Source organism: Holdemania sp. Marseille-P2844 (assembly GCF_900120005.1).
In the GTDB taxonomy this organism is placed as follows: Bacteria; Bacillota_I; Bacilli_A; order Erysipelotrichales; family Erysipelotrichaceae; genus Holdemania.
Window position 1 is genome coordinate 1 of the sequence record NZ_LT635452.1, and the last position, 26,414, is coordinate 26,414.

At 51.9% G+C, this 26,414-nt stretch carries 30 protein-coding genes; 28 read left to right on the forward strand and 2 right to left on the reverse strand.

Annotated features, from left to right (window positions below):
- Positions 1–372 precede the first annotated feature (372 nt).
- The 11 genes from BQ7364_RS09910 to BQ7364_RS09960 all read left to right on the forward strand — a co-directional run bounded on the left by BQ7364_RS09910 (position 373) and on the right by BQ7364_RS09960 (position 9,811).
- Positions 373–1,323, forward strand: a complete 951-nt coding sequence (locus BQ7364_RS09910; RefSeq protein ID WP_072684576.1) for an L-lactate dehydrogenase — start codon at positions 373–375, stop codon at positions 1,321–1,323.
- Between the two features lie 175 nt (positions 1,324–1,498).
- On the forward strand, positions 1,499–2,647 hold the full coding sequence (gene hflX / locus BQ7364_RS09915; protein ID WP_072684577.1) for a GTPase HflX: 1,149 nt from the start codon (positions 1,499–1,501) through the stop codon (positions 2,645–2,647).
- Positions 2,648–2,650: 3 nt separating this feature from the next.
- Positions 2,651–3,712: a serine hydrolase domain-containing protein gene (locus BQ7364_RS09920; RefSeq protein WP_072684578.1), complete on the forward strand. Its 1,062-nt coding sequence runs from the start codon at positions 2,651–2,653 to the stop codon at positions 3,710–3,712.
- A 75-nt stretch (positions 3,713–3,787) separates the two neighbouring features.
- Positions 3,788–4,273: a hypothetical protein gene (locus BQ7364_RS09925; RefSeq protein WP_072684579.1), complete on the forward strand. Its 486-nt coding sequence runs from the start codon at positions 3,788–3,790 to the stop codon at positions 4,271–4,273.
- Entirely contained in the window at positions 4,270–4,641 is a 372-nt protein-coding gene (locus BQ7364_RS09930; protein ID WP_072684580.1) for a VOC family protein, read from the forward strand. The genes BQ7364_RS09925 and BQ7364_RS09930 overlap by 4 nt, the downstream gene beginning before the upstream one ends.
- A 356-nt stretch (positions 4,642–4,997) precedes the next feature.
- Positions 4,998–5,348 carry an ArsR/SmtB family transcription factor gene (locus BQ7364_RS09935; protein WP_039865401.1) on the forward strand — a complete coding sequence of 117 codons (351 nt, stop codon included), beginning with the start codon at positions 4,998–5,000 and terminating at the stop codon, positions 5,346–5,348.
- On the forward strand, positions 5,348–5,911 hold the full coding sequence (locus BQ7364_RS09940) for a 3'-5' exonuclease (RefSeq protein ID WP_072684582.1): 564 nt from the start codon (positions 5,348–5,350) through the stop codon (positions 5,909–5,911). Before BQ7364_RS09935 ends, BQ7364_RS09940 begins: the two co-directional genes overlap by 1 nt.
- An 82-nt stretch (positions 5,912–5,993) precedes the next feature.
- Positions 5,994–7,193: a helix-turn-helix domain-containing protein gene (locus BQ7364_RS09945; protein ID WP_072684583.1), complete on the forward strand. Its 1,200-nt coding sequence runs from the start codon at positions 5,994–5,996 to the stop codon at positions 7,191–7,193.
- Positions 7,194–7,270: 77 nt separating this feature from the next.
- Complete coding sequence (locus tag BQ7364_RS09950; RefSeq protein WP_072684584.1) at positions 7,271–8,086, forward strand: HAD hydrolase family protein; 816 nt, start codon at positions 7,271–7,273, stop codon at positions 8,084–8,086.
- 183 nt (positions 8,087–8,269) lie between these two features.
- Positions 8,270–9,292, forward strand: coding sequence for an alpha-hydroxy-acid oxidizing protein (locus BQ7364_RS09955; protein WP_072684585.1), 1,023 nt, complete (start codon positions 8,270–8,272; stop codon positions 9,290–9,292).
- A 126-nt stretch (positions 9,293–9,418) separates the two neighbouring features.
- Complete coding sequence (locus BQ7364_RS09960) at positions 9,419–9,811, forward strand: Inorganic pyrophosphatase (protein WP_072684586.1); 393 nt, start codon at positions 9,419–9,421, stop codon at positions 9,809–9,811.
- Between the two features lie 122 nt (positions 9,812–9,933).
- Here BQ7364_RS09960 and BQ7364_RS18015 read toward each other — a convergent pair whose 3' ends face one another.
- On the reverse strand, positions 9,934–10,104 hold the full coding sequence (locus BQ7364_RS18015; protein ID WP_159432790.1) for a hypothetical protein: 171 nt from the start codon (positions 10,102–10,104) through the stop codon (positions 9,934–9,936).
- The gene (locus tag BQ7364_RS09965) at positions 10,101–10,502 is read right to left on the reverse strand and encodes a hypothetical protein (RefSeq protein WP_072684587.1); all 402 of its coding nucleotides are present in this window, start codon (positions 10,500–10,502) and stop codon (positions 10,101–10,103) included. Before BQ7364_RS09965 ends, BQ7364_RS18015 begins: the two co-directional genes overlap by 4 nt.
- A gap of 311 nt (positions 10,503–10,813) precedes the next feature.
- Here BQ7364_RS09965 and BQ7364_RS09970 point away from each other — a divergent pair, with 311 nt between their 5' ends.
- The 17 genes from BQ7364_RS09970 to BQ7364_RS10050 all read left to right on the forward strand — a co-directional run bounded on the left by BQ7364_RS09970 (position 10,814) and on the right by BQ7364_RS10050 (position 26,342).
- Positions 10,814–11,359: a DUF4358 domain-containing protein gene (locus BQ7364_RS09970; protein WP_072684588.1), complete on the forward strand. Its 546-nt coding sequence runs from the start codon at positions 10,814–10,816 to the stop codon at positions 11,357–11,359.
- A gap of 55 nt (positions 11,360–11,414) precedes the next feature.
- Positions 11,415–12,758, forward strand: coding sequence for an MBOAT family O-acyltransferase (locus BQ7364_RS09975; protein WP_369802556.1), 1,344 nt, complete (start codon positions 11,415–11,417; stop codon positions 12,756–12,758).
- Between the two features lie 16 nt (positions 12,759–12,774).
- Positions 12,775–13,914 (forward strand): DHHW family protein, encoded by a 1,140-nt coding sequence (locus BQ7364_RS09980; protein ID WP_072684590.1) that lies wholly within the window; start codon positions 12,775–12,777, stop codon positions 13,912–13,914.
- Positions 13,915–14,064: 150 nt separating this feature from the next.
- The gene (locus BQ7364_RS09985) at positions 14,065–14,868 is read left to right on the forward strand and encodes a YihY/virulence factor BrkB family protein (RefSeq protein WP_072684591.1); all 804 of its coding nucleotides are present in this window, start codon (positions 14,065–14,067) and stop codon (positions 14,866–14,868) included.
- A 15-nt stretch (positions 14,869–14,883) separates the two neighbouring features.
- Entirely contained in the window at positions 14,884–16,239 is a 1,356-nt protein-coding gene (rlmD, locus tag BQ7364_RS09990; RefSeq protein WP_083538539.1) for a 23S rRNA (uracil(1939)-C(5))-methyltransferase RlmD, read from the forward strand.
- Between the two features lie 839 nt (positions 16,240–17,078).
- Positions 17,079–17,525 (forward strand): COG2426 family protein, encoded by a 447-nt coding sequence (locus BQ7364_RS09995; protein WP_050767023.1) that lies wholly within the window; start codon positions 17,079–17,081, stop codon positions 17,523–17,525.
- Between the two features lie 265 nt (positions 17,526–17,790).
- Positions 17,791–18,945 (forward strand): AfsR/SARP family transcriptional regulator, encoded by a 1,155-nt coding sequence (locus BQ7364_RS10000; protein WP_072684592.1) that lies wholly within the window; start codon positions 17,791–17,793, stop codon positions 18,943–18,945.
- Positions 18,946–19,122: 177 nt separating this feature from the next.
- Positions 19,123–19,527, forward strand: a complete 405-nt coding sequence (locus BQ7364_RS10005) for a hypothetical protein (RefSeq protein ID WP_139248610.1) — start codon at positions 19,123–19,125, stop codon at positions 19,525–19,527.
- A 136-nt stretch (positions 19,528–19,663) separates the two neighbouring features.
- The gene (locus tag BQ7364_RS10010; RefSeq protein WP_159432792.1) at positions 19,664–20,566 is read left to right on the forward strand and encodes a transglutaminase-like domain-containing protein; all 903 of its coding nucleotides are present in this window, start codon (positions 19,664–19,666) and stop codon (positions 20,564–20,566) included.
- A gap of 13 nt (positions 20,567–20,579) precedes the next feature.
- Positions 20,580–21,614 (forward strand): type II secretion system F family protein, encoded by a 1,035-nt coding sequence (locus tag BQ7364_RS10015; protein WP_072684595.1) that lies wholly within the window; start codon positions 20,580–20,582, stop codon positions 21,612–21,614.
- Positions 21,615–21,618: 4 nt separating this feature from the next.
- Positions 21,619–21,927 (forward strand): hypothetical protein, encoded by a 309-nt coding sequence (locus BQ7364_RS10020; RefSeq protein ID WP_072684596.1) that lies wholly within the window; start codon positions 21,619–21,621, stop codon positions 21,925–21,927.
- Positions 21,924–22,388, forward strand: coding sequence for a DUF4860 domain-containing protein (locus tag BQ7364_RS10025; protein ID WP_072684597.1), 465 nt, complete (start codon positions 21,924–21,926; stop codon positions 22,386–22,388). Before BQ7364_RS10020 ends, BQ7364_RS10025 begins: the two co-directional genes overlap by 4 nt.
- On the forward strand, positions 22,385–22,801 hold the full coding sequence (locus tag BQ7364_RS10030; protein WP_072684598.1) for a hypothetical protein: 417 nt from the start codon (positions 22,385–22,387) through the stop codon (positions 22,799–22,801). The genes BQ7364_RS10025 and BQ7364_RS10030 overlap by 4 nt, the downstream gene beginning before the upstream one ends.
- On the forward strand, positions 22,798–23,004 hold the full coding sequence (locus tag BQ7364_RS10035) for a hypothetical protein (protein ID WP_072684599.1): 207 nt from the start codon (positions 22,798–22,800) through the stop codon (positions 23,002–23,004). Before BQ7364_RS10030 ends, BQ7364_RS10035 begins: the two co-directional genes overlap by 4 nt.
- A complete protein-coding gene (locus BQ7364_RS10040) occupies positions 23,004–24,077 on the forward strand; it encodes a type IV pilus twitching motility protein PilT (protein ID WP_072684600.1) in 1,074 nt (357 codons plus the stop codon). The genes BQ7364_RS10035 and BQ7364_RS10040 overlap by 1 nt, the downstream gene beginning before the upstream one ends.
- Positions 24,078–24,390: 313 nt before the next feature.
- Positions 24,391–25,581, forward strand: a complete 1,191-nt coding sequence (locus BQ7364_RS10045; protein WP_072684601.1) for an ATP-grasp domain-containing protein — start codon at positions 24,391–24,393, stop codon at positions 25,579–25,581.
- 5 nt (positions 25,582–25,586) lie between these two features.
- Positions 25,587–26,342, forward strand: coding sequence for an esterase family protein (locus tag BQ7364_RS10050; RefSeq protein ID WP_072684602.1), 756 nt, complete (start codon positions 25,587–25,589; stop codon positions 26,340–26,342).
- Positions 26,343–26,414 lie beyond the last annotated feature (72 nt).

Below are 26,414 nucleotides of genomic sequence, written 5' to 3' on the forward strand. Positions count from 1 at the left end.
GGCTTAGTCAATCCTTTAGAGTACTATCTAAGTTATTCGTGACAGCAATACATATGTAGCGCCGTATACGAGATCCGTACGTACGGTGCAATGGGAGGGGCGAAATTTATTTTCCCTCTACCCTATTCGATCCGGCTTTGACGTCATGGCCTTGATCAGGGGCGTTCGCGATCTGAGATGTCCCATGCCAAAGATCCGGATTTTCCGACAGCCGGCGCTTCTGATTGCCGTGAGCTGTTGGAAATCGTGAAGAAAATCGGGTTTCTAACCATTCTTTTGCATTTTCAGCGCATAGTCCTCCCTATTTTCGGCAATCCTGTTACAATAAAGATAGAGAAGGGCAGAAGACCCTGGAAAAGGAGCGGAATTCTTATGAAGGACAGAAAAATCGTCTTGGTCGGCACAGGCTTCGTCGGAATGAGCATGGCTTATTCATTTCTAACAACAGGCGGAATTGATGAACTTGTCCTGGTGGACGTCGATGAGGAAAAAGCGATTGGAGAAACCATGGATTTGCAGCACGGCTTACCTTATGCCCGCAATAAGCTGGTCATCAAAGCCGGCGGCTATGAAGAGTGCGCGGATGCGGAAATGGTCGTCATCACGGCCGGAACAGCCCAGAGGCCTGGCCAGACCCGTCTGGATATGACGGCGGTCAACACGAAAATCATGAAAAGCATTACAGAAAACATCATGGCTTCCGGCTTCAACGGAATTCTGTTAATCGCGTCCAACCCGGTCGATCTGATGACCTATGTCGCTCAGCAGGTTTCCGGCCTGCCGAAAAACCGCGTCATCGGCTCTGGAACCATTCTGGACACGGCCCGGCTGCGCTATTTAATGAGCGAATATCTGGGCATATCGACAAGCAACATCCACGCCTATATCATGGGCGAGCATGGGGATTCCAGTTTTGTGCCATGGACGCACGCCTACATCGGATGCAAAAATCTGCTGGAAATGCTCGATGAAAATCATCGCGACCTGCAGGATCTCAACGAGATCTATCATCAGGTTCAGCAGGCTGCCTACGAGATCATCAATCGTAAGAAATCCACCTATTACGGCATCGGCCTGTCTTTGAACCGGTTAGTCCGGGCAATTCTGGATGACGAGCACGTCATTCTGACCGTTTCCTGTTATCAGAATCAGGAATATGGCCAGGAAGGACTGTATATCGGCGTGCCGGCGATCATCACGCGTGCCGGCGTGGAAACGATCATCAAGCTGAAACTGAACGAAGTTGATCAGGGCAAATTCGACGCCAGCTGCGAAACGTTAAAAGAAATTATCAATTCGACGATTACGCCGATCCTGGGCTGATCAACGAAGCCGCAGCGCGGTGAATTCAGACAAGAAAAAGTCAGCTGCAAAAAGAAAATATGGGAGCTACTGGCCCATATTTCTTATTTTAACGGCATCGGCTTTGATATTTTAACAGGAAGGGCAGGGCTGTCAAAAGCACGACTTATCAATTCAAAACGAAGGGCGGGAGTACATGAAATCAGCGGTATTGGCAGGATTGAGAACTCGGGAAACGGATCAAAGCTGGGCGCAGAAACTGGATGAAGCGGCGCTGCTTTGTGAGGCTTGCGGGATTGAGGTCAAAGCGCGGCTGACGCAGAAAGCGCTGAAAGGACATCCGCGGACCTTGATCGGTTCGGGAAAAGCGGCGGAACTGAAGCAAAGCTGCGAAGCGCAGAGCGCGGAGGGCGCAGTGTTTGTCAACGAACTGACAGGGATTCAGACGCGGAATCTGGAACAGGAAATCGGCTTGCCGGTCATGGATCGCAGCGCGCTGATCCTGGAAATCTTTGCACGGCGTGCCCGCACGCGCCAGGCTCATCTGCAGGTGGAGGCAGCGCGGCTGGCCTATCAGCTGCCGCGCCTGATCGAAGGTCAGATCCATGCCGATCAGCAGCAGGGCGGGGGCGTCCGCAACCGCGGGGCTGGCGAAACCCGGCTGGAACGCTCACGCCGGACGATTGAAAAACAAATTCGGGATATCCGCGTGGAACTGGAGCAGCTGAAGCTTCAGCAAGCTGTCCAGAGCCGTCGGCGCCGTTTGAGCGGCTTGCCGCGGGTGTGTTTGATCGGTTATTCCAACGCCGGGAAATCTTCGCTGATGAATGCGCTGTTGTCCGTGCGGTCTGTGGCGCCGGCAAAGCAGGTCGCAGCCGTCGATCAGCTGTTTGCGACGCTGGATTCCGCGACCCGAAGGATTAAGCTGGCAGGCCGGGCAGAGATTTTGCTCAGTGATACCGTCGGTTTTGTCCGCGATCTGCCGGATTTTCTGCTTGATGCTTTTGAATCCACGCTGCAGGAAATTCAGGAAGCGGATCTCTTAATCGAAGTGATCGACGCTTCCGATCCGCAATGGGAGATTCAGCATGAAATTGTCACGCAGACGCTGCGCCGTCTGCATGCCCTGTCTATCGAACGGCTTACAGTTTACAACAAGGCGGATCAAATCCCGCAATGGGAACGGCAAGACGGCATTCTGTTGAGCTGTCTTACCGGTCAGGGTATGGATGCCTTGATCGGCGAACTGCTTGTCCGGCTGAATCTGAGCGCGTCGCTCAGCCCGGAAATAGGGGATGAATTTTCAGCGCAAGTAGGCTATAATGAGGACGAAAGAGGAGAGTAAACCATGGTGAATGAAAAAAAACTGGAAGCGTTAAAACAATATTTACAACAGTGCGTGGAAGAGGGCATCTTCCCGGGCTGCAACTGCGCCGTGATCACGAAGGATGACAAGTGGACATGCAGCGTCGGTTATAAACAATTAGTCCCGGAAAAAGAAGCGAATGGTCTGGACACGATCTACGATCTGGCGTCGATATCCAAGGTGCTCGTCACGACGACCTGCATTCTCAAGCTGATTGAGGAAGGCACGATCACTTTGAAAACCAAGATTGCAGACATCCTGCCGCAGTTCGGCCAGAAAGAGCTGACGATCAAGGACTGCATTACCCATAGTTCAGGCTTGCCGGCAGATATCAACGGCTATAAGCAGATGAAGGACGATGCGGAAATGATCGAAGCGGTGTGGAAGATGGAACTGGAATATCCAACCGGAACGCAGGTGAAATATTCCGACGTCAACTTCATTCTGCTGGGCTTAGTCATCGCCAAGCTGAAGGGCAGTCTGGACGGCTATGCGAAGCAGGTCATGTTTGATCCGCTGGAAATGAGCGAAACGGGTTACCGGCCGGACGCTTCCCTGCGTTCGCGCTGCTGTGCGGAAGAAGTGATGGAAAGCCGCGGCGGCGTAGTGCGGGGCGTCGTGCATGACGGCAAGGCGTTCAAGCTGGGCGGCGTCAGCGGCCATGCGGGCGTGTTCTCGACGCTGGAAGATATTTCGCATTATATCACTATGCTGCTCAACGACGGCGTTTACAAGGGAAAGCGGTTTTTCAGCAAACGCACGATAGAATTGCTTCAGAAATGCCAGACCGTGGGATTGAACGAAAAACGCTCAATCGGCTGGGTGCTCTCCGATCCGAATTATGCGTTGGGCGATTACGCCAGCGATGCCTGTCTGTATCACACCGGATTCTCCGGGCCCTCGATCATCGTCGATTTCAAATTGGGCATCGGCGTCGTGACGCTGACCAACCGTGTTCATCCGTCCCGTTCCAACACTAAAATCCTGACTGCCCGGAACAATATTCATAATCTGGCGCTGCAGGCGACCGACGACATTTTGTGATGTGATGTGAAAATCGCGCAGAGTTAAAAATTCACGGTATAATAAGGATGTTGGAAAAAGAAAGGAAGCTCTTCTGTGAAATCAAAGGTGCTGAAAATTCGCAATCTGCCGCAAGAGATGCAGGTGCTCAACGAAGTCAAGGTCAAACCGATCGGATCCCTGTTGGCGTTGATGCTGGTTTCCGGAGTTTTCATCATTTCCGGATCTTCCATCGCGATTGTGGGTGTCGTCCTGCTTGCGATTTCTTCGTATGCCCTGATCGTGATGCCGGACCGGATTTTAATGCAGTTTACCGATGAGTTTCTGGTTCTTTACAATCGGAAAAATCGTGATGAATGTATGTTGATTTATTGGGAAGAAATTCTGCTTTGGCAATATCAGAAACATAACAACGAAGATCAGCTGTGGCTGCAGCTGACCGACGGCCAGACGGAAACGATCGAATGCTTTAACCGCAATAAGATCGTACCGTATTTTAAAATCTATGCGAAAGGAAAAGAACGGCAGCTGAAGCCGGCGCGGCGCCGGCGCTCTGCTGTCAGTTCCCGGCAGAAAATATGAAATTTACGTTTAATCATTTTAACTTCAACGTGCTGAACATGCAGCGCTCGCTGGAATTTTACGAAAAGGCGCTCGGCCTGCACATCGCGCGCCGGCATACGGCGGCGGACGGCAGCTTCCAGCTGATCTATCTGGAGGATGACCTGGGGCATTTTCAGTTGGAATTGACGGAATTGAAAGACAGAAAAGAAAAATATGATTTGGGAGAAGGGGAGTTCCACCTCGCCTTCACAACGGATCACTTTGAAGAAGCCCATCGTGAACATCAGGAAATGGGCGTGATTTGCTTTGAAAATCCAGGCATGGGAATTTATTTTATTGAAGATCCGGATGGCTACTGGATCGAAATTGTACCGGCTAAAAGATAAACGTCTCTCTTTTAGCAACGTGGGGAAAACTCTGTTTCACGGGACGATTGAACCTCTGGAATAAAGATTGGACTTCGCCGTAAACCACAGAGAGAAAGACCGTTTTTTCGAAAGTCATCAGCGCCGTTAAGCGGATGATCGAAGAAAGCGGTCTTTTTTGTCCAGACAATTTAGAACGTTTAAAACGGCTTGAAATGCTAAAAGATTTTTGAAATTGCAAAGGATTAAAGAGGGGGAAACAGAAGAGCGGGAGGGCGCTGAACTTTTCTTTTCAGGCTGATCCGGAAGCGGAAACCGCCTGAGTTACCCGTAAGTAAGCGGAATGTGATATAATAATTCCAATGGTGGTGAAGCGCATGGAGAAGGAAGAACTGCAGGAAAAAATCGTCCATCCCGAAATCGTCGCGGAAGTGGAGAAAAAAATGCTCAGCGAAAGTGAATTTGAGGATCTGGCTTTATTGTTCAAAATGTTTGCCGATCCGACCCGTTTAAAAGTACTGAAAGCCTTGTTTGAACGGGAAATGTGCGTGGGCGATCTGGCGGTGCTGCTCAAGATGACGCATTCCGCAGTGTCGCATCAGCTGGCTTCGCTGAAGAAAACGCGGTTGGTCCGCAGCCGCAAGGATGGCAAAGTGGTGTACTACTCGCTGGATGACGATCACATAGAAGAAATATTCCAGAAAGCTCTGGATCACGTTCGCGAATAATGAAGTGGGCAGCGATTGACTTCGAAACCGCGAATCCCTCGTCGATGAGCGCCTGCGCTGTGGGACTGACGGTGTTCGATGAGGGGGAGATGGTGTTCAGCGGGAGCTGGCTGATCCGGCCGCATCCTTACTACGACGAGTTCTATCCTTCATTTATTGAGATTCATGGCATCACACCTGATCAGGTGGCGGACGCTCCCTTTTTTCCTAAGGTTTATGAGCAGCTGAAACCGTGGCTGGACGGCGGCGTGTTGTGCGCGCATAATGCCGGTTTTGATATGAAGGTGCTGGCCAGCTGCTGTTCGCTGTACCGGCTGGAGCTGCCGGATGCACCGTATTTCTGTACGGTGAAGTTAAGCCGTAAGGTTTATCCCTATCTGAAACATCACCGGCTCAACGACGTCTGCGATTATATGGGAATTCAGCTTGATCACCACGACGCCGGCAGCGACGCCCGCGGCTGTGCGCTGATCGTTGCGAATACGATGAATCTGATGCAGATCTATGAGCCGCTAAAGCTGGCCGAGGCATGTCAGATTCCAGTTGCTAAAATTCTCGATTAGTCTGTCTGAGCCTGGGGACAGACTTTTTTCATTGACCGCCGGATCTGTTGCCGCAGGAATTTTAGAGAAAGGTGAAAAATAAATGGATTATCCAAAACAAGCGCTGGGCTTTATGCTCAGACAAAACCGGCTTGACCAGAATCTGTCGCTGCGTTCCCTCGCTGAGCGGACAGGAATTTCGGCCATGTATTTAAGCGATGTGGAAAACGGCGTGCAGCGGCCGGCAGAGTACACGCTGCGCAAGTTGTTCAGTGAATTGGCACTGCCCTATGATCCGGCATTGGTCTGGCTTCCGGATTTCAGTCTGGCGCCGCTTTATCAGGCGATTCTGGATTACCGAATGGACCGGCGCGACGTGGTCTTTGAAGATTTATGCAGGAAGCGCGAAACTTTATCAGCCAGCTGTCATTATGCTCAGCTGCTGTTGGCGGAATGGATCGTCCGGATCAGCCGGGGTGAAAACCGGACTGGGGAAGTCTTTGCCTTGCGGGAGGTGCTGGAAAAGGCCGGTTCAGCTCTGACGCTTCAGGATCAACAATGGTATCGGCTTTACCGCGGCATTCATCATAAAGCCCTGGATGAGGTGGAAGCCGCGCAGTCGTGGTTGATCCGTGCTGAAGCTCTGGGGCAGGATGAAGGCGCGCAGGCGTTGATCCGCTACCATGAAGCCGACTGTCTGATGCGTCTGCAGCGGCCGCAAAGCGCGCTGTTGATGAATCAGCGGGCGCTGGATCAGTTTTCACGCAATGGCTATTTTGTCCGGGCAATCCATACCCGGATTCATCAGGCCGATCTGTTTTTAAATGATGAACCGGAAACTGCGCAGACGTTGGCGCTGCGGGTTCGTCAGGAAGCCGAGCGATTTCAATGCCCGGAAGTTCAGCTGATGGCTGAGGAACGCCTCGCCCTGGCAGCTTTGCTTCTGGATCAGCCGGAAGCAGCGCTGGCGCATGCCCAGGCTTGTGCGGCGGTGATTCATCGACCGCCGTTATTGATTGCCGGTGCGGTGGCCGCCTGGCTTTGTCATCAACAGGAAGCGTGTCTGTTCTTTTTAAGACGGATGAAGGAAGAAGTTGAGCGCAAGCATCAATCAGACGCTACGCTGCGCTGGCTCACGGCGCTGATCAATGAGGACGCAAAGCAGCTCGTGGAGCTCAGCTTACAGCCTGATCCGCTGGCCGGAGTGCTGCAGAAAAAACTGGTGCAGCTGCGGTTTCAGGCATTGGTCAGATTGCAAGAGCACGATCTGGCCTGTCAGCTGATTCAGCAAGCGTGTCTGTAAGCTGACGCCGCCGGCTGGCTTTCCTTCCGGAACTTTGAAATAATGAACGCAGACGAATGGTCAGGGAGGGATACAGAATGATTCGATGCGTCATGCTTGATCTGGACGGGACGCTGCTGCGGAAGCAGGGCCAGAAAACCGCAGGGATCAGTGAGGAAAATGAGCTTGCTTTACAGCGCTGGCAGGATGCCGGCGGCTTGGCGGGGATTGCGACCTCGCGTTCGGCCGGGTATATTCAAAATTACAGTTTACGAAGATGGGCCGCCGTCGTTGGCTGGAATGGAGCGGTAATCGAGGTGGGAAACAGCCGCCGGCTGCATCTTTTGCCAAAGCAGGATGAAAGTCAGCTGTGGAAAATTTCAGGGGGTGACCAACGGGAAAATCGGGTGGCCATGGTCACGCCGGACAACGACTGGCTCGTTTACGATGAACAGTTGCCGCTGGTTCGCGAATATTGCGCAAATCCACGGGGCTGGATTCAGGATCATCGTCGAGTTCGTTTATGGGATCCGCAGCGCCCTGATGCAAAGCTTGCCATGATTCTGGCGGTGTATCCTGATGCATTGGCGGCCCAGGCTGTGCGACTGCGGGTGTTGGCGGTGAACCGGGGGCTTAACGTCATTGAAACCAGTGCCCGCACCTTGATGATGGTCAGCGCGGGCGTGGATAAAGCCCGGGGAATTCTGGAGGCTTGCGGGGAATTGGGCTTACGGCGGGAAGAAGTGGCGGTGATCGGTGATGACCGCAACGATCTGCCGTGTTTCCAGACCTTTCCTTACAGCTTCTGTATGGCTGGGGCGGAACGTGAAATCCGCAAACAGGCCCGCTGGACCGTGGAATCGGCAGCGGAAGCGCTGTCGGTGATCCGGATGGAGAACCAGCATAGCCTCTGAGTCTGGCTTGCAGGCGGCGGAAGGAATCGTTTCGCGTTATTGCCATTATGCTCCCTTTGTTTTTGACTCTGTATTCTGTAAGCGGCACAGGACATTGCCGCTGCAGGCGAATTCTGTCAAATATCGCTTGTCTTCATCCCGCCGGACTCTTATAATGAAGAACAGGGAAAGGGGTTGGCAGAAATGACCTTAGAAGAAATCATTCAGGAAGCAAAGAAAAAATCGCCGAAGTGTCGGGTTTGTCCGGTATGCAACGGCCTGGCCTGCAAGGGGGAAATCCCGGGCCTGGGCGGGAAAGGCAGCGGAAGCACGTTTATCCGCAATGTGGAAAAGTTAAAATCCGTACGGATTCAGATGGACGTGTTAGTGGAAAACAAAGAAATTGACACGACGTCAACGTTGTTCGGTAATACCGTGGCGCTGCCAGTGTATTGCGCGCCGGTGGCCGGAATTAAGAATAACTATGGCGCTGAGATGACGGAGGAAGAATACAACAAAGCGACGGTCGAAGGGTGTCTGGAAGCGGGAACGCTGGCCTTTACGGGCGATGGTATCGACATCGACAATCTGTTCGCCAAGCCGCTGCAGGCGGTGCTGGATCACGACGGCATGGGCATCCCGACGATCAAGCCGTGGTGCGAGGAAGGCGTGCAGGCGCGGATCGAGCGGTTCAAGGGACATCAGGTCTTCGCGTTAGCGACCGATGTCGACGCGGCCGGTTTGGTGCTGCTGCGCAAAGGAACGACGCCGGTGGTCAACAAGAGCGTGGCGGACTTGAAGAAAATGAAGGAAATGGCGGGCGGCATTCCGCTGATCGTCAAGGGCGTGCTGACTGTGGAAGGGGCGCGCAAGTGTGTCGAAGCCGGAGCGGATGCGATCGTTGTCAGCAATCATGGCGGACGGGTGCTGGACGACGCGTTAGCGACGATTGAAGTCCTGCCGGAAATTGCGGCTGCGGTTAAGGGTCAGATCACGATTCTGGTCGACGGCGGTTTCCGGTCAGGATTGGATGTGTTTAAAGCGCTGGCCCTGGGGGCAGACGGCGTGCTGATCGGCCGGCCGCTGGCCTTGGCCGCCGTTGGCGGCGGTAAAGAAGGCGTACGCTTAACGTTGGAGAAGATCCGCAGCGAGCTGCGCGAAACGATGATCATGTCGGGATGCAGCACGATTGCCGAGATTACCCGCAGTCATGTCCATGTTGATTAAGAAAACCCATTAAATAATTTTCATAAAAGGCTGTAAAAAAGCCTCAAACTGACTTGTAAAGAATGATTAATGATTTACAAGTCTTTTCATTTTCGATATAATACTAAAGAGATAGGAGATTTATCAATGGACAATTATGAAAACAATGCGTTCTTTTGGCAGAAGATAGATACTCTCGTATTTTCCAGTAAATTCGTTTTAAGTCGGAAAAAAGGAGAACAGCATCCGGAATATAAGAATTTGATCTATCCGGTGGACTACGGTCATTACGTCGATCTGGCGGCCGAATCGAACGAAGGGGGAATTGCAGTGTACCGCGGCAGCGAAAAATCCTCCATGGTCAAAACCGCGGTCGTGGCTGCGGATATCCTGCAGAAGGAAATTGAGGTAAAGCTGTTGGTCGGCTGCACAAAAGCGGAAGAAGATCTGATCCTGCGGTTTCTGAATCAGACGGATTTCCAGAAAACGATTCTGATTCGCCGCGGCAACGAAATCCCGGAATGGGGCTTAACTGATTAATGAATGAAAAGAGGACAGCGGTCGCTGTTTTTCTTTTTGCCCGAAAAGGAAATCAAAAACGCCCGGAAGCGGACGCGAAAGAAACAAAGTGAAGCAGAATGCCGGCGGATTGGCTAAAGGAACTAACCGCCGACAGGAAACCGGGTTGCGGGTGAATAAGGATAATCCACCGATGAACCGCGGATGTCAGCCAGCTTGTCCATGAAAACGCCGACGTCCTGACTGCTGGCATAATAAACAGATTCTTTGAAGTTTAACGTCTGATCTTTGATCGAGAATTTGTAGATGATCAAAAGCGGCTGATGCTTGTATGTTTTCCCGGCTTCGCATAGTCGGTAGAGCTGTTGACCATTGAAGAGAATGACGCCTTCCGGATCCAGACTCGTTGGGACATAAAGGCCCGCGCTCTGATTGAAATCATCCTCTGCACCGGTCGGAGCTGGCGCAGGAAAGTCAGAATCTCAGCGGTTTCCTCATCCGTGGGCTGCCAGACAAGATGTAAAAAATCGTCGGGATATTCCTGCTGCAGGGCGTTGTTTTTGATTCCTGCGGTATAGCCGGTGAAATCATGCCTGGCAACATTTTCGCGAGTATAAGGCACAAAGGTCCAGGACAACAGAAAGACCAGAAACAGGGATAACGCAAGGAACGGCAGCGTTTTCCCGACAGCTTTTTGTATTCGTTTTTTCATCTTCATCCCACCCTGTATTCAGTTTATCATTTTTCAGCAAGCTAAAATAGCCTGCGGCGTCAGATTTCATCGCTGTGGAAAAGGGAAGGCCAGGATGGGGATGCTTTTTGGTCTGATCGCAAGAGGGCTGGTGAAAAAAGGGAAGGGGAAGAAATGAAAAAGCAATGAAACGAAAGGGGTTAGGAAAAAGTCAAGAAATCGAAAGAAACAGGGGATAGTTTTTTAAACGGGCTTTTGATATAATTCTCATACGATCCGGGGTATACCTGCGATCAACAAGGGGCATGCTAATGCCACGGAGGGATTTGAAAATGAAAAAATTAATCATAGCTTGTGTAGCCGTCGGCTGTTTGATGCTGACGGGATGTTCGAAAAAGAATCCGCAGCCGTCGCCAACGCCGAGCGCGACGCCGTCGGCTGAACCGACGATGACGCCAAGTGCTTCGCCGGAAACCGCGGAAGGGTTAAAAGGCATTATGGAAGCGATTCGCCGCAACGACGAATATCAGCTGCCGATGTCGATGGACGTCGATGATACGGTCTTAGTCGATATGTATGGCTTGTCGAGCGATCTGGTTAAGGATTACGCGATTTTCATGCCGGCGATGAACGTGCATGCGACGGAAATCATTCTGGTCGAGGCGCAGGACGGCAAGCTGGACGAAGTCAGGAAAGCGCTGGACAAACGAATGGAAACTGTGGAACAAACCTGGTCGACCTATCTTCCGGAACAGTATGAGCTGGTTAAAAACCGCAAGACGCTGGAGGAAGGCAACGTGATCGCGATCGTCATCGCCGATCAGGCCGACGCGATTCTGCAGGAGATTTCCGACAGCCTGAACGCGGCCGCGCAGTAACATGGTTTTCAGCAGTCTGCCATTTCTATTTGGTTATCTTCCTGTCGTGCTGGCGGTGCTTAAATTGGCGCCGCTGCATGCCAGGAATTTTTGTCTTTTTCTCGTTTCATTGATTTTTTACGGCTGGTCGGAGCCGGTCTATATCGTAATCATGCTGATCTCCACCTTTGTCGACTATTACAACGGCCGGATGGTGGATAAGTATTGTGACGACCGGAGAAAAGCGAAGCGGTTTGTCTGGTTCTCGGTCATCTTTAATTTAAGTCTGTTAGGCTTTTTCAAATATGCTGATTTTTTCATTCACAATCTGCAGGCGCTGGGCTTGCCGCTCAGTCCGCTGCACTTATCCCTGCCGGTGGGTATTTCCTTCTATACCTTTCAGACGATGTCCTATCCGATCGACGTGTACCGCAGGCAGGCGCCAGTCCAAAAGAGCGTCGTTTCCTTCGGCGCTTACGTGACGCTGTTTCCGCAGTTAATCGCCGGGCCGATCGTGCGCTACAAGGATATCGCTGAACAGCTGGATCACCGTCAGGAAACGGCGGATCAATTTGCCTTGGGCGTACAGCGGTTTGTCGCGGGTCTGGCCAAAAAAGTGCTGCTTGCCAATTCCATCGGCGCATTGTGGGATACGATCTCCGCACTGCCGGCCAGTGAGATGAGTGTGGCCGCGGCCTGGTTAGGCATCATCGCCTTCGCTTTCCAGATCTATTTCGATTTCAGCGGTTACAGCGACATGGCGATCGGTTTAGGCAAAATGCTGGGCTTTGAGTTTCTGGAAAACTTCAACTATCCATATATCTCCCGTTCGATTACAGAGTTCTGGCGGCGCTGGCATATATCACTAAGCACATGGTTCCGCGATTATGTCTATATCCCTTTAGGCGGCAGCCGGCACGGCCGGGGAAAGCAGATTTGCAACCTGATGATCGTCTGGCTGCTGACGGGTTTCTGGCATGGCGCAAGCTGGAATTTCATGCTTTGGGGAATCTACTTCGGCGTGATTTTGATACTGGAAAAGTTTGTTCTCAAGCCGATCTTGGAGCGGCTTCCGAAAGTGCTTCAGCATGGCTACGCGCTGGTCCTGATTCTGTTAGGCTGGGTGCTGTTCGCCTTTACCGATCTGGATGCCGGGTTAGCCTATCTGAAGATGATGTTCGGCTGGGGGGCGGTGAGTCTGATCAACGCCCGGACGTTGTTCTATCTGCGGGACTACGGCTTGCTTTTGGTCATCATGATTCTGGCCAGCACGCCGCTGGGTCATCAGCTTTACGAAACGAAGATCCGCGGGCGTTGCTGGGAAGGCGTGATGCCGCTGTTGATCGGGGCGGGATTAATTCTCTGCACGGCGTATCTGGTCGACGCTTCGTACAATCCGTTCTTATATTTCCGGTTTTAGAAAGGAGAAAACAGTAATGAAAAAAGGAACACGGACAGCGATGATCGTTATTTTCTGTGGTTTTCTGGGCTGTTTCACAATTTTAAATCTGTTTTCTCCCCAGCGGACCTTCTCGGACGCGGAAAACCGGGTGCTGGCGCAGTTTCCCGAGTTCAGCTGGAAACGGTTTTTCTTTGATGATTACACGACGGATCTGGAGGAGTGGTTTACAGATCAGTTTATCGCCCGGGATCTGTGGATCGGCGTGAAAGCGGCAGGGGAGCGCGCACTGGGCAAAATAGAAAATCAAAATGTTTACTTTGGCAGCGAGGACTGGCTGATCGGCCAGGTGGATGTTTTGGACAGGACACAAAGCACGAAGAACATCGCCAAGATCAACGCCTTTGCCGCACAGTCGGAGATTCCAATCAGCGTCATGCTGGTGCCGACCGCGGCGCTGATGGAAAAGGAGAATCTGCCGCCGGGAGCGTACAATACCGATCAGGACGTGTTGATCGACACGCTGGAAAGTCAGCTGACGGGCGTTCAAATTGTCGACGTCCGCGCCGCGCTGCAAGCCAGGAAAACACAGCTGAATGCGGATGAAACCTTGTATTTTAAAACCGACCATCACTGGACGGCGCAGGGGGCCTGGGCTGGCTATGAAGCGTTGATGACGGCTTGGAATGAGGAACCGCTGAAGCCCGGCGAAGATTTCATCTATCAGCGAGCGGCCGAGGGGTTCAAGGGGACGCAGTATTCCCGCTCCGGAGCATTCTGGCATCCGGGCGATCCAATCTGGACGTGGACCTATACTTTTCCTTTCGACGTGCAGGTCGTTTATGATCAAAGCGGCGAAGCGCAGACTTCGCTGTTCAGCGATCAACGGTTGAATGAAAAAGACAAGTACATGACCTATCTTGACGGCAACCACGCTTTAGTTGAAATCGAAACCTCGAGCGCATCCGCAGAGAAATTGCTCGTGATCAAGGATTCCTACGCGCATGTGCTGACGCCATATCTGGCGCCGCATTTCAGTCAGATCACGATGGCCGATCTGCGTTACTACCGGATGCCGATGTCGCAGCTGGCGGGGCAGATGGGGGCTGACCGGATCCTGATTCTTTACAGTGTGGATAACTTCTGTACGGATACCAATTTAAGTCTGTTGAAATAGGCAAACTTGCCCTGTGAGACATGGGGAATCAAGAAGCATACGAAAGGGAGTCAGGCCCATTTGGAGTCTGGCTTTCTTTTCAGGGAAATGGCTGTTCGTTTGACGGCGGCGATGGTAAAATAGAGGGAAGATCGGATAAAGGAGAACGCGATGAAAAAGATCCTGCAGGTTTATGAAATGTTTACTTCGTATGACGGCACGACATTCGTTTACGCGCTGTCGTATTCGCTGTTATTGGCGCTCGCGCCGCTGACAGCGCTGCTGGTCGTGTTTTTCCGTCGTTCCCCAGAGGGTCTGGCAAGTATTCTTGATTTTGCCGAACAGTATATCCCGCAGGATCTGCTGAGTCCGTTCATTGATTTTTTCTTAGGCAATTCGCCGGTGGAACTGATTCCGCTGATCTTTTTTATCGTCGTTTCTTTGTGGGTGGCGTCGCGGGCGATTTATTCCTTCCTGATGATTTCCGCTCATCTGGATGAAGTGGCGCTGCCGCAGTGGTTCATGCGCGGTGTATCGTTGGTCGATTTCGTTGTGCTGCTGGCCAGCCTGGGGCTGATGGTCTTCGTTCTCCAGCAATTTCCATTTACCGGATTGCTGACGCAGATTGCCGTGTTGTTCGTGGGGTTCTGTATCTTTTACCGGCTGTTGTCGTTTCGTAATTACCAATGGCGCGCGGTGGCCCCGGGAGCTTTGTTTACGACGGTCTGCATGTCGGTGTTGGGTACGTTTTTCTTTTTTGTCATCAATCATTTCACCCATTACGAATCAATTTACGGCCCGTTGTCGTCCATGGTGATTTTGTTTCTGAGCGTCTATATCATCGCCTCGATCATCTATCTGGGGTTCTGCGTCAATCAGGTGTTTGTGGAAAAAGATATGGTTCAGCCGCTGAAGCATTATGTGACAGCGGTTAAAATTCTGGAAAAGATATTTCCGTTTTCATTATTAAAATAGAGGGAGGCTATCATTATGGAGAAGCATCGAGACCGCACCGTGACGGTGACGGCGAAAAAGATCGGGATCAACGGCGAGGGGATCGCTTATCTTGAAGGAAAGCCGGTGTTCGTCGATCAGCTGCTGCCGGGGGAGGCGGCCGAGATTGTTCTCCTCGACTCGCAGCCGCGGTATGCGAAAGGACAGGTTGTCAAAAGACTGAATGATAGTCCGCAGCGGGTAAAACCGCAGTGTCCGGTGCAGGGGCGCTGTTCGGGATGTCCATTCATGATTCTGAAACCGGAAGCCCAGCTGCAGGTAAAGCGGGAGCTGGTGCAGGAAGCGCTGATCAAGTATGCGGGCCTTCCCCGCGGTAAGGTGCAGCCGGTCATCGCCAGTCCGTCTGGATTGGGCTACCGCAATCAATGCAAGCTGCCGATCCGGGAAGAACGGGGCAGACTGGTGAACGGTCTGTTTGAAGAAGGAAGCAACCGCGTGATGCCGATCGCTCATTGTCTCATTCATGATCCGGATCTGGAAGCGTTGCGCAAGCAGGTTCTGGCGTTGGCCAATCAGTTCCGGCTCAAGGCGTATGATCCAAAAAGGGGAACAGGATTGCGCACGTTGGTATTGCGGGGATTTGACGGGCAGTACCAGTGCGTGCTGGTGAGTGGGGAGGATTCCCTGCCTAAGGAGTTCATAGAAAAGCTCAAGGCGATTGAGGGGATGACCTGCATCATGCAGAATATCAATCCGGATAAACGGACACGCCAGTTATTTTCCAATCGGTGGTTGCTGCTGGCAGGGGAAGACCGGCTGCCGGTGCAGTTCGGCGATGTGCGGCTGTCGCTTTCCTGCGCTTCTTTCTTTCAGCTGAACCGGCCGCAGGCATTGCAGATGATGCGGATGGCCGCGTCGCTGATCGAACCGTGCGATACGCTAGTCGAGGCCTACAGCGGCGTCGGCGGCATTTCGCTGATGTTGAAAGAGAAGGCGAAAACGATCATCGGAATCGAGTTTGTTCCGGAAGCGGTGGAGAACGCGAAGGAAAACGCCCGGCTGAATCAGGCGGAGAACGTGCGGTTTGTATGCGGCGATGCGGCGAAGGAAATGAAGAAGCTGATCCGCCGGACGAAAATTGACGCAGTTGTCGTCGATCCGCCGCGGACGGGACTGGACGGCGCGATGATCGAAAGTTTGCGGCAGTGTCAGCCAAAGCAGATTGTGTATATTTCCTGCAACCCGGCGACGCTGGGGAAAAACTTGAAGGAATTGATGGATTTGTATGAAGTGAAAACCGTGATTCCGTTTGACATGTTTCCCAACACGCCGCATGTAGAGACGGTGATTAAGATGACATATTGTGGCAGTAAGAAGAAATTGAGAGGTTAGGCCATAAGATGCTGTGGCAAGACTGGTTAGTGGAAAGTAATTGAGTAAGAATTTATAGCGAAGATTAAAATGAAATAAGCCTTTTGAAATCCCGATCACACTCTCAAGCCACATTGCGTGCGTTGTCTTGATGTTAAAAATACAGAAGTGGAAATACGGAAAAAGGCTTAATAAGCACTTTTTGAGAGTGGAAGCATGAATTTTTTTTGCTGAAGAGATGCGGTATAAGTCTGTTAGAAAACATATCAACGGTTAAAAACATACAATGATGAATCGATGTTCTAAGATAAAGCGAAGGATCGTGTACTCATATCGAAAAAGCCAATAAAAGAAACAAGACACGGCAAAAGAATGGATATAGACATTTATGTAATAAATTTTAAATTCGAATTTATTTTTACTGACAAAAATTGCAGAAGATTGAGATTTTTGCAAGCTTGGGAAGATGGGCATAATCCAGATTCTAACGGAGTAATTCGAGACTGGAGAAATGAGGCAGGATTAATCGTTTTGGGATGGCGTAAACAACGCAGGCTGCATCAATGAAGAGTGAATCCAAACTCCAAAATGGAATTGATCAGATTTATAATGTTTTACAAATACCGGAAGTTTGGAAGTGAGAAACAGGAACGATCCTAATCAGGATGATCGTTATTTCTTATTTTTATGCCATTCCTTTTGTTAGAAACCAGCCTGGAAATTTCTAAGAATCCCTTAAGAAAAGCCATTTTGCCTTGTAACTTAGTTTGAATTCGTGTACAATGGCAATGCTGTAAATAACGAAAAGAATTGGAGTGCTGAATGTGTTAAAAAAATATTTTCTTGTCTTTCTGATATCCATGGTACCCCTGATTGAGCTGCGCGGCGCCATCCCATATTCTCAGGCGTTTGGCATGCCGCTGTGGTCCTCTTATATTGTTGCGATTGTCGGCAATATGATTCCTGTACCGTTTATCTATCTATTTGCCCGGAAGGTTCTGATCTGGGGCGCGGATAAGCCGGTTATCGGCAAGTTCTTTACTTACTGTCTGGACAAAGGTGAAAAAGGCGGCAAAAAGCTTCAGGAAAAAGCTGGCCGCGGTCTGTTTGTTGCACTGCTGCTGTTCGTCGGCATCCCGCTGCCGGGCACCGGCGCCTGGACGGGAACGTTGGCGGCAAGCTTTCTGGACATGGATTTTAAGTCCAGTGTCTTAGCCGTGATGGGCGGCGTCTTACTGGCCGGCGTCATTATGGGCTTAGCCAGCGCAGGACTGTTTGGCGCACTGAACCACTTTATCCTGGGATAATAAAACAGCGTCGCTTTGGAGCGGGATAGGCATGTCCCCTCTCAGGTAGAGAAGGCAAATAACCAACTCTGCCGGGGAGGTCTCATACCATAATGCTCGCATTCCAAAGTTCCGCTGTTTTAATTTGTTTTTTTCGCCGGATCAAGAAAGCGCTGAGACCAAAGAACACCTGAAAAATTTCATAAAAGTAAGACAATGTTATTAGTAAAAATACTGGAATTATAATATAATTAATGAGAGATTAAAAATTCTGGGAGGCAGACGAATGAATAGAATTAAAATTCAGATGCTTGGCGGTTTTATCTTAAAAACAAACGACCAGACGATCGATCTTGTTGCGTTGCTGGGCAAGCAGACAGCGGCGTTTCTCGCCTGCCTTTGCCTCAATCACGGAACTCTGGTAACCAAAGAACGACTGATCGAATTGTTTTGGGAAGACTCCAAAAATCCCCTCAATGCCATGAAATTTACAGTCCACAGGCTGCGGAAATGTCTGGAGGAGCTAACGGTGACGGGAGCGGCCGATTGGATTGTGACGCAGCGGGGCGGTTACAGCTTTGCCTGTTCCGAGCTGACGCTGGATATTGATGAGCTGAATAAACCGCTGGATCCTTTGACGATTGACTCCGATTATGCGCAAGCGCTGGCAGAATTATATCCGGGCGAGTTTCTGCCCGGCTTGGACCAGAGCTGGATCTATACCTATCGTGAGCAATACTGGCAGCTGTATCTGCAGCGGGTCCAGGCCGCAGCCCAGTCGCTGGCCGACCTTCACCATGAAGCTCAGGCGGAAACCCTGCTGCTGAAAGCCCTCCAGCAGGATTTATATCAGGATCAACTCAATTACCTCTATCTGAAAATTCTTCTTGATCAAAAGAAATATGCCCGCGCCATTCAACATTATGAAAAGATTTCCGATTCTTTCTACAAGGAATTCGGAATGGAGTTTCAGGGGAAGAGTCAGTCGCTGGTTTACTTCATTAAAGCGGATAACGAGGATAAGGAACTGACGCCGCTGGATTATCTGTCGGAACTGGAAGGAACCAGCGAGCCTGCGGCGTTCTATTGCGAGCGGCCGGTTTTTGCCAAGCTGGTCCAAAACAAACGTCTGGAAGCCCGGCGCAGCACGGCGCCGATCGTGCTGGTAATTACGCATCTGAAAGTCACGGACGCTGAATTGTCCGCGCAGGACTGCGGCGATCTGCTCAACCGCATCATCCGCTCCGGTTTGCGGGCTAATGACGTTTATACCCGCTTCAGCAAGACGCAGTTCGGAATTCTGATGACTGTAAAAGAAAAGAGCGATATTGCATTGGTGATGGATCGGCTGACCCGGCGGTTTTATAAAAAAATCGCGTCTTCCCGCTGCCGTCTCCATTATGACTTTGAGCTATTGAACGAGAAAACACCCGCAAATTGACACAAAGTAAAATAATTCTCTGAAAACCGCGTTATCTAACGGATTTCTAACCCACTTCCCGCATAATAAAGAAAAAAGAAAGGGTGGCCTGCCGTGATGATGCACAGATTGTTGACTATGATGAGTTTTGCCGGATTCGAAAGCAGTTGCCTGGCGCTGCCATCAAACGGTTCAGGCATGCGCGGAATCCTTTTTACGTCTGTTTCTCATTCCAATCCGACATGGAACATCGGCTGGGGATGGCTGTTAGGCTGGGGCATTCTAGCCGTCGGACTGGCCGCGGTCCTGCGGGTGATGGTGAAGAAAGATAAGGTTGTGCTGAAATTGGGAAGCGTGGAAGAAAACCAGGACGGCACGATGACGGTTGTCTGCACCGGCTATCAAAACAAGAAGCCGCTGCCGCTGGACTTATCCCATGTCCGTATTCACAAAGGCTCCGCCTTGATATTCCGGCAGTCGCTGACCAGCGATCTTGACGATGTTCAGCTGACGATCGTCCTGGATCCTCTGGCGGAATTAACCGTCGAAGTGGGCGAAGCCCGGCTTACCGTCAGTCAGAACCGACTGCGTGCAAATCGTTAGAATATCCGAACTTTTCAACCGCATACGCCGTCGATATGCGGATTTTGTTTTTCTTCCATTCCACGCGCAAACTCCGCCGTTTGGGAAGGGGTTGGATTGTGCTATAATGAAACAGGAAAAAGGAGGAGTGCCGATTTTGAAAATACGCAGATGGCTCGTTTTGGCGTTACTGCTGTCGGCCTGCAGCTCCTCCGGCAAGCCTTCTTCAACGCAGGAATACCCGACGCCGATCGAGGAAACCCCCGCTCCCACCCTCGCGGGAATTCATCTTCCGGAAGCTTCCGGAAACGTGATTTTGGGCGACGATTTGATCCAGATTGACGCCAGTCACACCGATCAGGGCTACATTATGGTGAAAACCCTGCGTTTTGATCATCGCCGCTTAAAGTTAAAAATCATCAAAGACGGTGAGGAATATCCCTATGATATTGATCAGGATGGAAATTACATCACCTACCCTCTGACCCTGGGCAGCGGACAATACGAAATCCGGGGGTATGAGAATATCGAAGGCTCAAGATATGCCGTCTTGTTCAAGCAGACGTTCGACGTCAGACTGAGTGAGGAGACCCTGCCGTTTCTTTATCCCAACCAGATTGTAAACTACTCGCCGCAGTCGGCGAGCGTTCTGAAATCGTTCGATTTGACGCAGGATTGCCGGACTGAGCTGGAACGGGTGCTGACAATTTACAACTTTGTGGTCAAGCATGTCAGCTACGATTGGGACAAGGCCGAGGAAGTCAAAGATCAGTATGTCCTGCCGGTTGTCGACGACACGCTGTCCCAGGGCAAAGGCATCTGTTTCGACTACGCCGCCCTGATGAGCACGATGCTGCGTGTCCAGCAGATTCCGACCCGCCTGATCACCGGCTATGTCGACGAGGGTTACCATGCCTGGGTCGAGGTGTATGTCCGCGGGGCCGGCTGGATCAATCCGGAAATCTATTTTGAAAAAGAAACCTGGACGCGAATGGATCCGACCTACGCGTCAACGCAGATGAAATACACTGGACAGTATCAGGATAAATATCGCTATTAAAGGGGGAAAAAACATGAAAAAAATCTCCGGGAATGAATGCGCGCTGTTGTGCCAGCAGCTGGCGATGATGATCAGCTCGGGCTTATCGGCAGAAGACGGATTAGGTGTGGTGGCGAACGATCAGCCAGACGTCGGTCTGCATGACGCGCTGTTAAAAATCAAAAATGAAATAGAGCTGGGCGAAACGTTGGCGGACAGTCTAAAACGGACGGAAGCGTTTGACTCCTACATGGTCCGGATGGTGCGGATCGGGGAACAGACCGGCTATCTGGATCAGGTGCTGGAAGCGCTGGCGCAGTATTATCAGCGCATGGAAAAGATCCGGATTAATTTGAAGAACGCGCTGACTTACCCGCTGATCCTTCTGATCATGGTGATGGTCGTCGTTGGCGTGATCTTATTTAAGGTGCTGCCGGTCTTTGATGAAGTGCTGCGCAATCTCGGTATTTCGCTGCCGGTATCGGCACAGGTGCTGATGCGGGCAGGGTCAGGCTTAATCATCGCGGCAGCGGTGATTTCCGGGCTGGCCTTGATCGGTGCGGCGGTGATTGCCATACGCCATTTTCGCAATCCGCAGCTGTCGTTGACGGCGCTGTTTGCCCGTGTTCCGCTGATCAGCGGTGTGTGCCGCGAGCTGTCGCTGGCGCAGGCGGCGTTCGCGTTGTCCTTGTTTACCCGCAGCGGTGTAGAGATCAGCGAAGCGCTGCAGGGATTGGAAACGCTGATCGAGCATCCGGGAGTGCAAAAACAGATTCGCGCCTGTATGCAGAAAATGGACGAGGGCGAAAACTTCGACCGGGCCTTGCTGGATTGTGGATTGTTTAAAGAAGCTTATGCCCGGATGATCGGCATCGGCCTGCGGGCTGGGCGGGGCGATGAGATGATCGCGCAGGTAGCCGAGCGCTATGACGACGATACCGAAACCGCCGTAAACCAGTTCTTAAATACGATCGAACCGCTGATGATCGTGCTGCTTTCGGTGATCGTCGGGGCGATTCTGCTTTCCGTGATGCTGCCGCTGATGAACATCATGTCCAGCATTGGGTAACCCGATGAAGAAGCTGGGAAAAATCACAGCCATTATTCTGATCTTCGCGGCGCTTTTCTGGGGGATCGTTCGTTCTCTGAACCAGACCTCGGGACAGATCCGGAATGAAGAAGCGCAGCTGATCGAGCAGCGGATCGAACAGGCGGCGGTGCTGTGCTATGCGTTGGAGGGAAGTTATCCTGAGGACGTGAGTTATCTGGAACAAAACTATGGAGTCGTCATCGACCATGGGAAATACAATGTGTTTTATCAATCGCTCGGCTCCAATATGAAGCCGGACGTCGCGGTTTACCGGAAGGGGGCGGCGCGATGAAGCGGTCTGTGACGGAAATGGTCTTTATGCTTCTGTTATTGACGTTGTTTGTCGGCTGTTCGTTTGTGACGATCGAGCGGTGCGCTTCCTTTTATCAGCGGATGCTGCGGGAACAGCGGCAGGATGACCAGGTGCAGCTGCCCTATCTGGTGTTGTTCAATCGGCTGCAGGGCGTCCGCGGCGATCAGGTGCGCGTGCAGCGGATCGGAGATCAGGAGTGTCTCATGATCCGGGAAGAAATTGACGGACGGACGTATGAAACGGTGTTCTATGTTCAGGAGGGTCAGCTGATGGAACTGCTGATGGGCGCCAACAGGCCGCTGGATTTGAGCGCCGGGGAGAAATTGGCGGCTTCGGCGCCGATTCGCTTTGAGCTGCAGGGATCGTCGCTGCAGGTGCAATGGCAGGGCGAATCGGGAATCGCCACGCTGAGCCTTGAGCTGAAGGAGGATGCGGAATGAAAATACGACAGCGTTCCAGCTCGTTTTATTTCCTCAGCGAGCTGTTGTTTGTGATTCTCTGCTTTGCCCTGGGTTCTGTGCTGTGCGTACGCTTGTTCGCGCTGGCCAGCGCCAGGCATCATTTAGCGCTGGATCAGAATCAGGCGCTGCGGTTGGCCCAGCCGCTGGCCGAACAGCTGCGGACTCATTCCGATGTATCACTGACCACGCTGTGGCCGCAGCAATGTGAACCCGAGGCCTGTCTGTGGCAGAGCGACGAGAGTGGAAAACTGCAGGAAAACGGCGTTTATCAGATTGAAATTGAACGATCGGTCCACAATGAAGAAAAAGCCGCCGTCCTGCGTGTCGTGCGGGTGAAGGATGGCCGGATTCTGGTGGAAATCGGTCCGATCACAGGAGGCGGGAAGTCATGAGTCATCGTCAGGAAACCCAAACCGCGGTGCATATCGGCACGGGGATCGCACCGTTATTGATGTTATTCTGCCTGTTGTGCATGACAACCTTCGCGGTATTGTCCTATGTTCAGGCTAACGCGCAGCTGCAGCTGAGCGATAAAGCGATCAGCCGGGTGCAGGCGCATTACAGTGAAACGAAAATGGAAAAGGAGGAACGCTGATGGACTGTCCAACGATATTGCGGCAGGCGGTCGACCGCCGGGCTTCGGATATTTTTATTGTCGCCGGGACACCGCTGACGATAAAAATTAACGGTGAAATGATTCAGCTGGATGATCAGCGGCTGACGCCGGCGATGACCGAAGCGTTGATTCAGGAAATTTTTAAATTGAGCCAGAATCGGACGATGGACCGGCTGCATCAGACGGGCGAGGATGATTTTTCCTTTTCGCTTTCCCAGATGGGGCGCTTCCGCGTCAATGTTTATCGTCAGCGCGGATCGTTAGCGGCGGTGCTGCGGGTCGTGCGGTTCGTTTTGCCGGATGCGAATGAGCTGCATATCGGACCGGAAATCCTGGCGTTTTCCGAATTGAAAAAGGGGCTGGTGCTGATTACCGGGGCGGCCGGCAGCGGCAAATCCACGACGCTGGCCTGTCTGATCGACGCAATCAACCATAGCCGAAGCGGGCATATCATCACGATTGAGGATCCGATTGAAGTGCTCCACCGGCATCAGAAAAGCATTGTCAGCCAGCGTGAAATTGGTCAGGATACGCCCGATTATATCCACGCTCTGACCGCGGCGCTGCGGGAAGCGCCGGATGTGATTCTGGTCGGGGAAATGCGCGAACTGGAAACGATGCAGACGGTGTTGTCAGCGGCGGAAACAGGGCATCTGGTCTTTTCCTCGCTGCACACAACCGGCGCGGCGAATACGATCAACCGGATTATTGACGTGTTCCCGGCCGAGAAGCAGCAACAGATCCGCGTGCAGCTGTCGATGGTGCTGCAGGCGATCGTGTCCCAGCAGCTGATTCCGGCGGTTGGGGGCGGCTTGATACCGGCCTTTGAGATCATGAAGGTCAACAATGCCGTCCAGACGCAGATTCGCGAGAATAAGATCCATCAGATCGACAACACGATTCAGGCTAACGCCCGGGAGGGCATGATCACGATGGACGCCAGTCTGTTGAATTTGTTGAAGGCCGGCCGGATCACAAAGGAGACCGCGTTATTGGCCTGTACGGATCCGGATTTAATGCGCAAACGCCTGACGGCGGCCAATATGGGGTAAGCTGGTTGAAGGGAAAATAAAAGGAAGAAACTTGCTGAAATCAACAAAAATCAGAGACATGAGAATCAGACGATTCCCTGGAGAACGGGCGATCCGCTAAAAAAACGCGGATCGTTTCTTGTTTTATCCCGTGACGCTAGCTTCATTTCCAGCTTTAAACAGCACGATGGGTTTTCAGTATCCTTGATGATTTCATCTTCTTTCATTTCTTTCAGCAAGTTATTTCAGAATTCTGGTATTTTTGCCGCTTAATCAATTTAAAAAAACGTTCGATTCTGCTACAATGAAACTTGAACAAAGGTGGGGAATATCCATGAATTTTATTTTTATATCGCCGAACTTTCCCAAGACGTATTGGAACTTTTGCCGTTGTCTGAAACAGAACGGCGTCCGTGTGCTGGGAATCGGGGATGCTCCATACGAGCAGCTTGAAGACAACCTCAAGCAGAACTTACAGGAATACTACAAAGTTTCAAGTCTGGAAAACTATGAAGAGGTGTACAAAGCCTGCGCTTTTTTTGCGTTCCGCTATGGCAAGATCGACTGGATCGAATCCAACAACGAATACTGGTTGATGCAGGACGCCCGGCTGCGCACGGATTTCAACGTAACCAGCGGCGTGCGCAACGAGGCGATTTCCTTCATTAAATACAAGAGCCAGATGAAGGCGCTGTATGAAAAGGCCGGAGTCCGCACGGCACGCTGGCATCTGGTGTCCGAGCGGGAAGCCGGACTGGCATTTGTCGCGCAGACGGGTTATCCGGTTGTCGTCAAACCGGATAACGGCGTGGGCGCCAACGCGACCTACAAGCTGGAAAACCAAGCGCAGCTGCATGAATTCTACGATCATCTGCCGGAAACGCAGTACATCATGGAAGAATACGTGCCGGGCTCGATTGAATCCTATGACGGCATCGCCAACCGCGAGCGCGAGCCGATCTTTGAGACGTCGCATGTGTTTCCGCGGCCGATCATGGAAATCGTCAATCATGAGGAGGACATCTATTATTATTCCGTGCGCCAAATCCCGGAAGATCTCAAGGATGCCGGACGGCGCGTGATCGCCGCCTTCCCGACCCAGAGCCGGTTTTTTCATTGCGAGTTTTTCCGCCTGACTGAAGATAAGGAAGGACTGGGCAAGCGGGGCGATCTGATCGGCCTGGAAGTCAACATGCGTCCGCCGGGAGGCTATACCCCGGATATGATGAACTATGCCAACGATATCGACGTCTATAAAATCTGGGCGAACATGGTCGCGTATGATCATGGGTATTTCGATCCTTCGCACCGGCCGTATTATTGCGTTTATACGGGCCGCCGTCACCGTCTGGCTTACCGTCATACTCTCGCTGAGGTGCATGAGCGCTACGGCAGCGCGATCGTGATGGCGGAAACGATGCCGGAGGTCTTAGCCCCGGCGATGGGCAACGACATGATCACCGCTCGTTTCGCGGATGTTGACGACATGATGGAATTCGTCAGCTTTACCATGACCAAGGAGTAGAAAACATGCATACAGCGTATTATAACGAATACAGTTATCATCTTGACCGGATGATGGAATTCAAGGTTTACGGTCATGCCGGACGGCCCTGTCTGGTATTTCCGGCGCAGAGCGGCCGGTTCTATGATTTTGAAAATTTCGGGATGGTCGGGGCCGTGCAGGATCTGCTTGAACAGGGCCGGCTGCAGCTGTTTACCTGCGACAGCATCGACTGGGAGACCTGGGCGGCCTTCGACCGCGAATGCCGCGGCCGGATCGAGCGCCACGAGGCTTATGCCCGCTATATTGTGGAAGAGCTGGCGCCGCGGATCCTCGAGATTAACCAGTGGTCCAACGACGGCCGGCGGGCCGGCGGGATTCTGACGACCGGCTGCAGTCTGGGGGCGCTTCACGCTGTGAATTTCATGTTCCGCTGGCCGGATCTGTTCAACGGCACGATCGGCTTAAGCGGCATTTATTCCAGTAAGTGGTACTTCGGCGGCTACATGGACGATCTGGTTTACAACAACTCCACGATCGACTATCTCGATCAGATGCCGGCTGATCATCCGTATGTGGAAAAATACCGGCATTGCGACATCGTGCTGTGCTGCGGTCAGGGCGATTGGGAACAGGAAGCTCAGCAGGACACCCGCCGGATGCAGGAACTGTTAGGCTATAAAAATATCCCGGCCTGGATCGATTACTGGGGCGGCGACGCGGTTCACGACTGGCCGTGGTGGCGCAAACAGTTCCCGTATTTTATCAGCCGTCTTTGTTAAATACTTCAGAATCTGACCGCCGGGCTGTGTCCGGCGGTTTCTGATTCTTTCCCTCGGTTTTCAGACTTGCGC

Excerpts from the sequence above, each read along its gene's own strand:
- BQ7364_RS09970 (WP_072684588.1), top strand. The coding sequence starts at position 10,814 with ATGAAAAAATTAATCATAGCTTGTGTAGCCGTCGGCTGTTTGATGCTG.
- BQ7364_RS09980 (WP_072684590.1), top strand. The coding sequence starts at position 12,775 with ATGAAAAAAGGAACACGGACAGCGATGATCGTTATTTTCTGTGGTTTT.
- BQ7364_RS09920 (WP_072684578.1), top strand. The coding sequence starts at position 2,651 with ATGGTGAATGAAAAAAAACTGGAAGCGTTAAAACAATATTTACAACAG.
- BQ7364_RS09910 (WP_072684576.1), top strand. The coding sequence starts at position 373 with ATGAAGGACAGAAAAATCGTCTTGGTCGGCACAGGCTTCGTCGGAATG.
- BQ7364_RS09960 (WP_072684586.1), top strand. The coding sequence starts at position 9,419 with ATGGACAATTATGAAAACAATGCGTTCTTTTGGCAGAAGATAGATACT.
- BQ7364_RS10015 (WP_072684595.1), top strand. The coding sequence starts at position 20,580 with ATGAAAAAAATCTCCGGGAATGAATGCGCGCTGTTGTGCCAGCAGCTG.
- BQ7364_RS09950 (WP_072684584.1), top strand. The coding sequence starts at position 7,271 with ATGATTCGATGCGTCATGCTTGATCTGGACGGGACGCTGCTGCGGAAG.
- BQ7364_RS10045 (WP_072684601.1), top strand. The coding sequence starts at position 24,391 with ATGAATTTTATTTTTATATCGCCGAACTTTCCCAAGACGTATTGGAAC.
- BQ7364_RS09935 (WP_039865401.1), top strand. The coding sequence starts at position 4,998 with ATGGAGAAGGAAGAACTGCAGGAAAAAATCGTCCATCCCGAAATCGTC.
- BQ7364_RS09955 (WP_072684585.1), top strand. The coding sequence starts at position 8,270 with ATGACCTTAGAAGAAATCATTCAGGAAGCAAAGAAAAAATCGCCGAAG.
- BQ7364_RS10020 (WP_072684596.1), top strand. The coding sequence starts at position 21,619 with ATGAAGAAGCTGGGAAAAATCACAGCCATTATTCTGATCTTCGCGGCG.
- hflX (WP_072684577.1), top strand. The coding sequence starts at position 1,499 with ATGAAATCAGCGGTATTGGCAGGATTGAGAACTCGGGAAACGGATCAA.
- BQ7364_RS10000 (WP_072684592.1), top strand. The coding sequence starts at position 17,791 with ATGAATAGAATTAAAATTCAGATGCTTGGCGGTTTTATCTTAAAAACA.
- BQ7364_RS10040 (WP_072684600.1), top strand. The coding sequence starts at position 23,004 with ATGGACTGTCCAACGATATTGCGGCAGGCGGTCGACCGCCGGGCTTCG.
- BQ7364_RS09930 (WP_072684580.1), top strand. The coding sequence starts at position 4,270 with ATGAAATTTACGTTTAATCATTTTAACTTCAACGTGCTGAACATGCAG.
- BQ7364_RS09965 (WP_072684587.1), bottom strand. The coding sequence starts at position 10,502 with ATGAAAAAACGAATACAAAAAGCTGTCGGGAAAACGCTGCCGTTCCTT.
- BQ7364_RS09940 (WP_072684582.1), top strand. The coding sequence starts at position 5,348 with ATGAAGTGGGCAGCGATTGACTTCGAAACCGCGAATCCCTCGTCGATG.
- BQ7364_RS10035 (WP_072684599.1), top strand. The coding sequence starts at position 22,798 with ATGAGTCATCGTCAGGAAACCCAAACCGCGGTGCATATCGGCACGGGG.
- BQ7364_RS09995 (WP_050767023.1), top strand. The coding sequence starts at position 17,079 with ATGGTACCCCTGATTGAGCTGCGCGGCGCCATCCCATATTCTCAGGCG.
- BQ7364_RS10025 (WP_072684597.1), top strand. The coding sequence starts at position 21,924 with ATGAAGCGGTCTGTGACGGAAATGGTCTTTATGCTTCTGTTATTGACG.
- BQ7364_RS09945 (WP_072684583.1), top strand. The coding sequence starts at position 5,994 with ATGGATTATCCAAAACAAGCGCTGGGCTTTATGCTCAGACAAAACCGG.
- BQ7364_RS10050 (WP_072684602.1), top strand. The coding sequence starts at position 25,587 with ATGCATACAGCGTATTATAACGAATACAGTTATCATCTTGACCGGATG.
- BQ7364_RS10030 (WP_072684598.1), top strand. The coding sequence starts at position 22,385 with ATGAAAATACGACAGCGTTCCAGCTCGTTTTATTTCCTCAGCGAGCTG.
- BQ7364_RS09985 (WP_072684591.1), top strand. The coding sequence starts at position 14,065 with ATGAAAAAGATCCTGCAGGTTTATGAAATGTTTACTTCGTATGACGGC.
- BQ7364_RS10005 (WP_139248610.1), top strand. The coding sequence starts at position 19,123 with ATGCGCGGAATCCTTTTTACGTCTGTTTCTCATTCCAATCCGACATGG.
- rlmD (WP_083538539.1), top strand. The coding sequence starts at position 14,884 with ATGGAGAAGCATCGAGACCGCACCGTGACGGTGACGGCGAAAAAGATC.